Here is a 10,526-nt window from a genome sequence, read left to right as displayed (position 1 = left end):
CTCGAACCAAGGACCCTCTGATTAACAGTCAGATGCTCTAACCAACTGAGCTAAGGAGGAAAGTATATTATTTATAAAATATCAATAATAAGAACGTCAATCTCATGCTTTACAGCAGCACTTCACTTCTCTTGGGCTCTAACCTCCCGATCACTATCGGGATGAGCTAAGGAGGAAAGGAAAGTATTATTTTATTTCCTATACTTTATTTCAAAAAATCATTTCCCCGGAAATCCTTTATTGAAAAAGGATGCATCGTATTGCTTTTCACGAGGCGGGTGCAAATATATATATTATTTTTATTTTTTGCACCAAATAAAAAAGGTTTTTTACGAGGAAAAATTACTTAAATAACCACCTGTAAATATCATTACCATTGGCAAACAACACCAGCGCCATAAGCAAAAAGAACCCGGCAATCTGTGCGTACTCCAGGAACTTGTCGCTCGGTTTTCTTCCGGATATGATTTCATAGAGCAGGAACATCACATGCCCGCCATCCAGTGCCGGAATAGGCAACAGGTTCAGCACACCGAGCATAATAGATAAAAGAGCGGTGATCTCCCAAAATGCCTGCCAGCTCCAGGTTTGCGGAAAAAGATCGAATATGGCCTTAAATCCTCCCACACCTTTATAAGCACCGGTCTCGGGGGTAAAGATCATTTTCAGTTGTTTGCCATAACTCACCAGGCGGTTTTTCCCCCTGCTTATCCCTTCCGGGATAGACTCCATAAAACTGTATTCTTCCCTGCTTACCTTGTAGATGCCCAATCGTTCCAGGTCCGAAAATCCGAGGCCTGCCGCAGGAGCTACCCCCATCTTTCCCTCTTCATTGAACTTCAGGTTTATCTTTTTTTCTTCATCATTGCGAAGTACCACCGCAGGTACGGTCTGCCCCTTCAGCCCGTCTAATTGCCCGATAATTTCATCCGCATACGAAATTTTCCTGCCGTTAAGGCTTACCAGGATATCCCTTGGCTTCAAAACCCCGGTATTGGGAGAATCTTCGGAAACCTGTGCCACGACAAACGGGAGACGCAAATTCAGTACCGGAGCACGTCCCTCTTCTTCCCGGCTCTGCATTAACCGGTCTATAAAATCCACCGGCATGGTTATCGTTTTCAGGCTTCCGTTCCGCTCTACGGTCACTTCCCTGGCAAGCAGAAAACTCTCCGTAGCCCCATAGAAATCCACGACCTGGTTACCGTCTATGGATACCAGTTTATCCCCGGTACGGAACCCTGCTTCTTCCAAAGCACTGTTGGTAACCCAGATACCGTCTTTTACATCGCTGTTTTTAATATAATAATCGCCATAGGCATAGGCTATACCTATATAGATGATAAATGCCAGGATAAAGTTTACCGTAACCCCTCCCAGCATAATAATGAGCCGCTGCCAGGCCGGTTTGGAACGGAATTCCCACGGTTGCGCCGGTTGCTCCATCTGCTCCTTGTCCATACTCTCGTCGATCATACCGGATATTTTTACATATCCGCCAAGGGGCAGCCAGCCTATACCATAAACCGTATCTCCTATTTTTTTCTTAAAAAGGGCAAATTTCACATCAAAGAACAAAAAGAACTTCTCCACCCGCGTACCGAAAAGCCGCGCCGGGATAAAATGCCCGAACTCGTGAAGTACGATCAGCAAAGAAAGGCTCAATAAAAACTGACTTAGTTTAATAACTATATCCATTGTATTATTTTAATCATCTAAAACGCACAAAAGTAATCTTTTCGGTTTACTTAATAAAACTTATTCCGTACAACCCCCGGGTTTTAAGAATGTTTTAGGTTTCATCTCTTCGGCGAGTGGTCTAAAAGATGGAATGGAGATTGATGGAGATTGAACCCCGATGGGCCGGGAGATTGATTTTTAGCATTTCAATCTCCCTTTAGGGTCAGGGTCAAAATCCCGAAAGCCCGCCTTTGCCGGCCAGGCAGGCTTTCGGGAGAGGAAAATCCTGCGGAATTGAATTTTGGCATGTACCAAACAATCTCTCTATAAAAAAGTTGATAAAATATGGATAATTTTAGCAAGGCATCTTCCGGTTGTACAAACGTATTCCCTACTTTTATCCCTGAAATTTTTTGGCTGTTATGAAGCAATACCATCAACTGTTACACCATATACTGGAGCACGGAAACGATAAAGGAGACCGTACCGGCACCGGAACCCGGAGTGTGTTCGGGTACCAGATGCGATTTGACCTCAGTGAGGGCTTTCCGCTGGTCACCACAAAAAAACTGCATCTAAAGTCTATTATTCACGAGCTGTTATGGTTTCTTAAAGGCGATACGAACATAACATACCTGCAGGAAAACGGGGTTCGCATCTGGAACGAATGGGCCGATGAAAAAGGTGACCTGGGACCGGTTTACGGACACCAATGGCGCAACTGGAACAGTAAAGATATCGACCAGATCTCCGAAGTCATAGCAACCCTGAAAAACAACCCGGACAGCCGCCGTATGATCGTTACCGCCTGGAACCCGGAAGTACTGCCCGATACTTCGGTCTCTTTTGCGGAAAATGTCGCACGGGGAAAAGCCGCGTTACCTCCCTGTCACGCTTTTTTCCAGTTTTATGTGGCCCCGCAAACAGGCCCGGGACAGGCCCGGAAACTTTCGTGCCAGTTATACCAGCGAAGTGCCGATGTTTTCCTGGGTGTGCCTTTCAATATCGCTTCTTACGCCTTGTTTACCATGATGGTGGCCCAGGTTTGCGGATATGAAGCCGGGGATTTCATACATACTTTCGGTGACGTCCATATATACAACAACCATATGGAACAGGTAAAACTGCAACTGAGCAGGGAACCCAGACCCTTACCCAAAATGATATTGAATCCCGAAGTAAGGGACATTTTCGGTTTTAAATTCGAGGATTTCACCTTAACAGATTACGATCCGCATCCGCATATCAAAGGTGCCGTTGCAGTGTAGTTAACCAGCCCATATAATAATGATCACGTAGCATGGCAACCGGCACATCCTATCTTACCAACAGAGGCAGGGTAAATGCATCATAAGTCTTCACCACATGGTTTTGAGTTATTTCACAGAGCCTCACAAAGAAGCACAGAGGCACACAGAGCAACCATTCTTTGCGGCTCTCTATTAAACTTTGTGTAATATTTAAGATGTGCTTGCCTTGATCACAGGGGGCATTTTAGGATTTTTCAATCAAAAAAAGTGTAAATTTGTTATACGTATAAGAGTAACGGTCAAGCCCTGAGACTGCTGTTTTTTATATCGGTGACATATTTTATTCTGTGGTTCTCTGTGAAAGCTTTGTGCAACTTTGTGTAATAATTATTTCACCGAGACACACAAAAGACCCACAGAGTTTCACAAAAATTTTATAAATGTCATTGTCAATTTACGTGGTTATCCGAATGTTTCCTCTCGTAGTGACATTTTTGGACTATCGGACTTATATCGAACTAATATTATACTAATCTTATGTTATTCAAAAACAAAAAAACAAAAAGGGTAGACGAGGATCAATACGAACTTCTCAAAAATGCAGAAGCCAGGATACGCCAGAAAAGAAGATTGTATTACCACTTTGTCATTTTTCTCATAGGCAGTGTTTTCCTTATCATTGTCAATAAAATACTGAAGTACGGGGAACAATACAACTGGTTTGTCTGGGCCATTACGTTCTGGGCATTTTTATTTGTAATCCACTTCTTTAACGTATTTGTAACAAACCGTTTTATGGGGAAAGAATGGGAAAGAACCCAGCGAGAAAAGCTGATCATGAAGCAAAAAGAGCGAATAGCCCGGCTGGAAAAAGACGTAGAACAGGAATTCCTGAATTCAGACCTGGGTAAAACTGAATAATTTGTCAATTGGTCAATTCGTCAATGTGCCAATTTGATAATTAATATTATCAAATTTACTAATTATCAAATCGGCTAATTAAAATAAAAACATGGTAACCATAATAGCTGCTGCTGCAGAAAACAATGCCTTAGGAAAAGACAACGACCTTGTATGGCACCTTCCGGACGATTTTAAACGCTTCAAGGCCCTGACCACCGGGCACCATATTATCATGGGACGCAAAACTTTCGAAAGCTTCCCGAAGCCCCTCCCGAACCGTGTTCATATTCTCGTGACCAGACAGGAGGATTACCAGAAAGAAGGCTGTATTACCGTAAATTCCATCGAAGAAGCCTTAGCGCTCGCTAAAGAGGATAACCAGCCTTTTATTATAGGCGGCGGGGAAATTTACCGCCTCGGCATGCCCTATACGGACAAAATAGAACTGACCAGGGTACACGGGGAATTTGAAGCGGATACTTTTTTCCCTGAAATTGATCCCGAACAATGGGAGTTAACCGGTTCTGAATACCATTCCAAAGACGAAAGGCACAATTACGACTTTACCTATCTTACGTATATAAAGAAACCCGGGACCGGGAAATAAAATGTCTTCGGGTTATACTCTATTTCCCATACTTCTCTGCGCCCCTTTGTGCCTGCTTTGTGAGGCTCTGTGGTAAAATAAAACCCACAGCACAAAGTATATTACGACGCTTCCCGTTCAGGTTCAAGTATTTCCCAAAACCATAATAAATATACGTCTCTGCCAGCCCTTTGGGCGTGGCAATCTCATCAGACTGGCAGCAATCTCCAATGGCAGGCATATACCCGCAGGGAGAGTGACATACCGGAAAGAACAACACAAAATCCGGGAAAAAGCCTTCCCTGCAGATCTAGGGAAGGCTTTATAAATAAAAAGATTGCGGATATTTATATTCCAATATCCCTATTCGACTGTTACGGACTTGGCCAGGTTTCTCGGCTGGTCCACATTACATCCGCGCATTACGGCTATATGGTAGCTCAGCAACTGTAACGGAATGGTGGTGATCAGCGGGCTCAGGGCTTCCGTGGTCTCCGGAACCTCGATAACATGATCGGCCAGTTCCTTTACCGTCGTATCGCCTTCCATTACTACCGCAATGATCTTCCCTTTCCTGGACTTTATCTCCTGGATATTGCTTACCACTTTGTCGTAATGCCCGTTTTTAGTAGCAATAATCACAACGGGCATCTGCTCATCGATCAGGGCTATAGGGCCGTGCTTCATCTCCGCGGCAGGATATCCCTCCGCATGGATATACGAGATCTCCTTTAATTTCAACGCACCTTCCAAGGCTACCGGAAAGTTATACCCCCTGCCCAGGTACAGGCAATTAGGCGCTTCCTTATACAGGGAAGCAATATATTTGATATGGCTGTCTGACGTGAGGCTGGCTTCCACTTTACCCGGAATAGCTTCCATTTCGGCAAGATGCTGCTGTAATTCTGTCCTGGAAATCGCCCCTTTGGCCGACGCCAGCTTCAGGGCCATTAACGTCAGTACCGTGATCTGCGTAGTAAAGGCCTTGGTAGAGGCCACCCCGATTTCCGGACCTGCATGCGTATAGGCCCCGGCATGGGCTTCCCGTGCTATCGACGATCCTACTACATTACAAACCCCGAATACGAATGCTCCCTTTTCCCTCGCCAGTTTTATCGCAGCCAAGGTATCGGCTGTCTCCCCCGACTGGGAAATCACGATCAGTACATCTCTTTCCGTAATCACAGGATTGCGGTACCGGAATTCGGAAGCGTATTCCACTTCTACGGGAATCCGGGCCAGGTCCTCGAAAATATATTCCGCAACCAGACCGGCATGCCATGAAGTTCCGCATGCGGCAATCAGGATACGGTCGGCCTGAAGGAACTTCTCCAGGTTATCCTCCATACCCGCCATTTTTATAATCCCGTCATCTACCCGTAAACGTCCCCTATAGGTATCGCGGATAGCCTCCGGCTGCTCATAGATCTCCTTGAGCATAAAATGATCGCACCCTCCTTTTTCGATCTGCTCCAGGTTTAGCTGAAGTTCCTGTACATAAGGGTCCACCAGTGAATCGTCCTTGATTTTTCTGACCTTTATTTTCTTACCCCTTCTTAAAATCGCCATTTCTTCATCTTCCAGGTAAATGGCATTGTTGGTATATTCAATAAAGGGGGATGCATCGGAGGCCACAAAAAATTCATCTTCACCGACACCGATCGCCAGCGGGCTTCCCAGCTTGGCTGCTACAATTTCATTAGGTTTGGTCCTGTCAAATACCACGATGGCATAAGCCCCATGTACTTGGTTTAATGCTACCTGTACAGCCTTGCCCAGTTTAAGGTTGTGGTTCTTCTTCACATCTTCGATCAGGTTCACCAGCACTTCGGTATCCGTATCGGAGGTAAAGGTATAACCCCGCTTGGTCAGCTCCCGGCGCAGCGGCTCGTAGTTTTCGATAATACCGTTATGGATGATCACCAGGTCCCCGGAATTGGAATAGTGTGGGTGCGAATTCACATCATTGGGTTCCCCGTGCGTAGCCCAGCGGGTATGGCCTATGCCGAGTGTTCCTTCCAGGGCCAGCTCACCTTTGGCCTTTTTGTCCAGGTCCGCCACTTTTCCCTTTGTTTTGGACAACCGGATATCCTTCTCGTCATACAATGCTATTCCCGCACTGTCATAGCCACGATACTCCAGGCGCTGAAGCCCTTTAATAATTACCGGGTATGCTTCCCGGTAACCGATATAACCTACAATACCACACATTTTTGTCTTGTTTTTATATTGATTTGAGTATAACCTGATTCTGATTGTACTATACCTCAAATTCCAGGCTTCTTTTCACACTCCTACCCAAAACGGCACGGGATACTTTTTATTGCCCCTACCTTTACAAACAAAACCTGAAAAAAGAGAACGATAATTTTACCCGTCGTATTTCTTCATGATCCGTTTCCACCAGGGTTTTACTTCCTGTCCATAACCGTAGCCATAACCGTATCCATAGCCTTTTTTGGAATCGGAGTCATTGATCAGTATAGCCATGTTGGGTAGACGTTTTTCTCTATAGAGATTTTCCGGGATCACCAATAAGCGTTTATCCAGGTATCCTGCCCGGCATACGTAGACAAACATATCAGCATGTTTACTGACAAGCAACGTATCCGTCACCAGGCTTACCGGTGCAGTATCTACCACAATGTAGTCGTATTTATTTTCCAGTTCCGCAAATAACGTTCCTATCTTATCACTCATCAATAGTTCTGCCGGGTTGGGTGGTATGGCCCCGGAAGTAAGGATATCCATATGATCAAAACCTTCTTTCTCGTATTTGAAGATCATTTCCTCCAGGGGCTGCCCCCCGTTGGTCAGGTAGTTGGTCAGTCCCCTTGGGTGCGGCAGGTCTATATATTCCGTAAGCTTAGGGTTACGGATATCCATACCGATAAGCAATACTCTTTTTCCCGAAAGGGCCAAAGTCCCGGCCAGGTTCATGGAGACAAATGTTTTCCCCTCGCCGCTTACCGTCGATGTAATAAAAATTTTCTTCGCCTTATGCCCGTTTACATTAACCAGCATAAAGTCCAGGTTGGTCCGTAAGATCCGGAAAGCTTCCGCCGCACTGCTCCGGCTGTCCCTGGAAATGGTCTGGTCGTTGGACAGGGATTTGGGGATATCTCCCAAAAACGGTACCGACAATTTCCCTTCTATGTCTTTTCTTCCCTGTACCTTAGTATCCAGCAGGTCTTTCAGGTAAATCACCCCGAAGGGGATTAAAAGGCCCAATACAAAAGATCCTACTAAAATCACTCTCCTTTTTGGTGCTACCGGAATATCCGATCCATAAGCACTATCGATAATCTTGGAATTCGGCGCGGTCACCTCCAGTGAAATAGCCGTCTCCTCTTTTTTCTGCAATAAATACAGGTAAAGCGTTTCCTTGATCTGCTGTTGCCGCTGTATGCCCCGGTACCGTCTTTCCTGCCCGGGCACATTGGATATCCTGGAATTCAATAACTCTTCTTGCCGTCTCAGGTCATTCAACGCTATGGCCTGGGAGGCTTTCAGGTTGGCCAGGGTCTGTTTTATGGATTGTCGCAAACCGGAGATCTGGCTGTCCAGGTTTACGATCACCGGGTTGTTTTCCGTAGATCCCCGCATCAAGCGGCTCCGTTCCTGTACCAGCTTGTTGTACTCCATAATAGAAGGCCCTATATTACTGTCCTCCGTACCTACATTTGCCGGTATAAGGCTGCTGTTATCCTGTATCCCCGCCAGGTAATCGATCAGGAAGTTGGTGAGTTGCAACCGGGTCTCCGCGGCCACGATCTGCTTGGCATACTCGCTGGCATTTTCCAGGGTGATTCCCGCCTCCGAAGTAATATCCGTCAACTGGTTGGTTTCTTTAAAATTTTCCGCGCTTTGCTCTACCTCCCCTAGTTCAGCTTCTATAAGCGCCAAACGTTTTTCGATAAACCTGGCTGTATTAGCGGACACCAGGTTTTTATCAGCTACGACATCTATATTATATTGCTCTATAAGCGTATTGAGTATATCTTCCGCTTTTTGCCTTACCGCAGCATTAAGATTCAGGCGTATAACACTGGTGTTTTTATCCACCACAGCTACCTGGACTTGTTCCCTGTAACCCAAGGTTACTTTAGCCAGGGGTTTTATCACCACTACAACATCACGGGTATTCAATTCTTCTACACTGTCAAATGCTGGTAACACCGTCATTTTCCCACTACCGAATTGCACATTTTCTCCAAAGCCATGAGCTCCCTTATCCTCACCTTCACTATCCAATAAGGTAAAGCGGGTAGCCGAATCTACCCGTACCGTAAAGGTTGTGTCTGCCTTGTATAAAACAGAGTCCTGCAGCGAAAAGTTAATACGTACTGGAGCATTTTTATAAGCCTCGGAAGTCCGGATATTCCCTTTGGTATAATAGGCGATATTAAGTCCCAGTTTTTTGACCACGTTCTCCATCAACGTACGGGATTTTAATACCTCTATCTCATTATCCACACTGTTGGTCACATTGCCAAACAGGCCAATATCCTGGAAGGCGGAAAGTTCGGAGGTTATCCCTCCTTTTTTATCGTCCTTGATCATGATAGTCGCAGAAACATTATACTGCGGAGTGGCATAACGAAGGTATATAAAAGCCAGTGCCACACATACAACAACACTGATCACAAACCATTTCCAATGGATAAGATAAGCTTCCAACTGGTCTCTCAGGTTAATCTCTTCATCCCCGGCGGGCCGGATGGGGTGCATTTGCTGGTCCGATTGCATTATCTATAAATTATTATCGTGTTAATACTGAGATCAGGGCTATGATCACCGAAGCTATGGAGATCACTACGGTAGCATTCCTGTTATAAGTTGAAGATTGCACCTGTGCTTTGTTGGGTTCTACATAGATAACATCGTTTTGCTGCAGGTAGTAATACGGGGATTCGAGGAGATCCTTTTTGGTAATATCCACCCGGGTATAGGTCTTTTCCCCGTTCTTGTCCCGGATAATAAGGATGTTATCCCGCTTGCCATATACGGTAAGGTCCCCCGCCAGCCCCAGGGCTTCCGGGATAGTAATACGTTCATTCGGAATGGTATAAGACCCCGGCCTCGCCACTTCTCCAAGTACGGTAACCCGGTAATTCATGATCCGTATGTTGATCACAGGATTTTTTACGTAATGCGATATCTTTTCCCGGAGCAGGTCCACCGCTTCACTGCGGGTCAACCCTCCCAGCTTTATCCTCCCGATCACCGGGAATTCCAGGTTACCCTGGTTGTCCAGCAAATAGGTCTGGAGTTGCGGCGTGCCGCTTGCCCGTTGCCCGGTATCCATATAGGCCACTACCGGCAGGTTAAACGGCAACACTGTTTCCATATTGAGAGCAGAAACTGTAATCGTCAGCAGGTCATCCGGCTGCAATACGGGATCGTAAATCACCCGGCTGGCCAGTTTATCGATCTCTTCGATATCCTGGAAATATACCAGGTTTTTACGCGAAGCACAGGAGGTCATTAAAACAATGCTGAACAGCAGCAGGAAAAAGGCAGGGGTATGGTAAGGCACTAAACGTTTTATTTTCATCATCTGTCGTTTATATCACTTCACTTTCTTTAACGGTTAAACAGGGCAAAGCGTATATTATTTGCTGCAAATATAATATTTGCGAATTAAATTCTTCCGGGAATGCTATAATTTTCCCCTTCTATCATTTTGTCAGTGTTCAGCATAACATATCGTCCTTTCTATTTTGCGGGCCAAAAGGCTTTCACCAGTCGGAACTTTAGCGCATATACACGAACGTTTGCGGTTAAAACAATGATCCGGGATTTCACCCCCCCGTAGCTACGCTCGGGTACCTCCCTTTTTCTAAAGGGAGGAGCTTTTTATCTTTTCTTCTTACTGTACCACATTATAACTCCACAGAACTCCCCTCTTGTGATGAAGAGGGGTGGACCGCTTTGCGGGACGGGGAGTTTTGACCAGCGCAAGCCTTAGCATATATACACAAGTGTTTGCGGTTATACCAATGGTCCGGGATGTCAAACCCTCCCCCCGTAGCTACGCTCGGGGACCTCCCTTTTTCTAAAGGGAGGAGCCTTTTGGTTTTTCTAATAAAATATAGAACATTCCT

At 45.5% G+C, this 10,526-nt stretch carries 7 protein-coding genes; 3 read left to right on the top strand and 4 right to left on the bottom strand.

Annotated features, from left to right (window positions below; all coding sequences use genetic code 11):
• Positions 1-342 precede the first annotated feature (342 nt).
• Complete coding sequence (gene rseP, locus ED312_RS18695; protein ID WP_123217555.1) at positions 343-1,698, bottom strand: RIP metalloprotease RseP; 1,356 nt, start codon at positions 1,696-1,698, stop codon at positions 343-345.
• Between the two features lie 404 nt (positions 1,699-2,102).
• Here rseP and ED312_RS18685 point away from each other — a divergent pair, with 404 nt between their 5' ends.
• The 3 genes from ED312_RS18685 (at position 2,103) to ED312_RS18675 (ending at position 4,440) form a co-directional block, all read left to right on the top strand.
• Positions 2,103-2,948, top strand: a complete 846-nt coding sequence (locus ED312_RS18685) for a thymidylate synthase (protein ID WP_123217553.1) — start codon at positions 2,103-2,105, stop codon at positions 2,946-2,948.
• 519 nt (positions 2,949-3,467) lie between these two features.
• Entirely contained in the window at positions 3,468-3,851 is a 384-nt protein-coding gene (locus ED312_RS18680) for a 2TM domain-containing protein (RefSeq protein ID WP_123217552.1), read from the top strand.
• A gap of 91 nt (positions 3,852-3,942) precedes the next feature.
• Complete coding sequence (locus ED312_RS18675; RefSeq protein ID WP_123217551.1) at positions 3,943-4,440, top strand: dihydrofolate reductase; 498 nt, start codon at positions 3,943-3,945, stop codon at positions 4,438-4,440.
• 342 nt (positions 4,441-4,782) lie between these two features.
• Here ED312_RS18675 and glmS read toward each other — a convergent pair whose 3' ends face one another.
• From glmS to ED312_RS18660, 3 genes are all read right to left on the bottom strand, one after another.
• Positions 4,783-6,630 carry a glutamine--fructose-6-phosphate transaminase (isomerizing) gene (gene glmS / locus ED312_RS18670; RefSeq protein ID WP_123217550.1) on the bottom strand — a complete coding sequence of 616 codons (1,848 nt, stop codon included), beginning with the start codon at positions 6,628-6,630 and terminating at the stop codon, positions 4,783-4,785.
• 159 nt (positions 6,631-6,789) lie between these two features.
• Positions 6,790-9,168 carry a GumC family protein gene (locus tag ED312_RS18665; RefSeq protein WP_240643141.1) on the bottom strand — a complete coding sequence of 793 codons (2,379 nt, stop codon included), beginning with the start codon at positions 9,166-9,168 and terminating at the stop codon, positions 6,790-6,792.
• 13 nt (positions 9,169-9,181) lie between these two features.
• Positions 9,182-9,979, bottom strand: coding sequence for a polysaccharide biosynthesis/export family protein (locus ED312_RS18660; RefSeq protein WP_240643140.1), 798 nt, complete (start codon positions 9,977-9,979; stop codon positions 9,182-9,184).
• Positions 9,980-10,526 lie beyond the last annotated feature (547 nt).

The sequence above is a fragment of the Sinomicrobium pectinilyticum genome (assembly GCF_003725735.1).
Classification (GTDB): Bacteria; Bacteroidota; Bacteroidia; order Flavobacteriales; family Flavobacteriaceae; genus Sinomicrobium; species Sinomicrobium pectinilyticum.
This window is presented reverse-complemented; position numbering and strand designations above follow the sequence as displayed.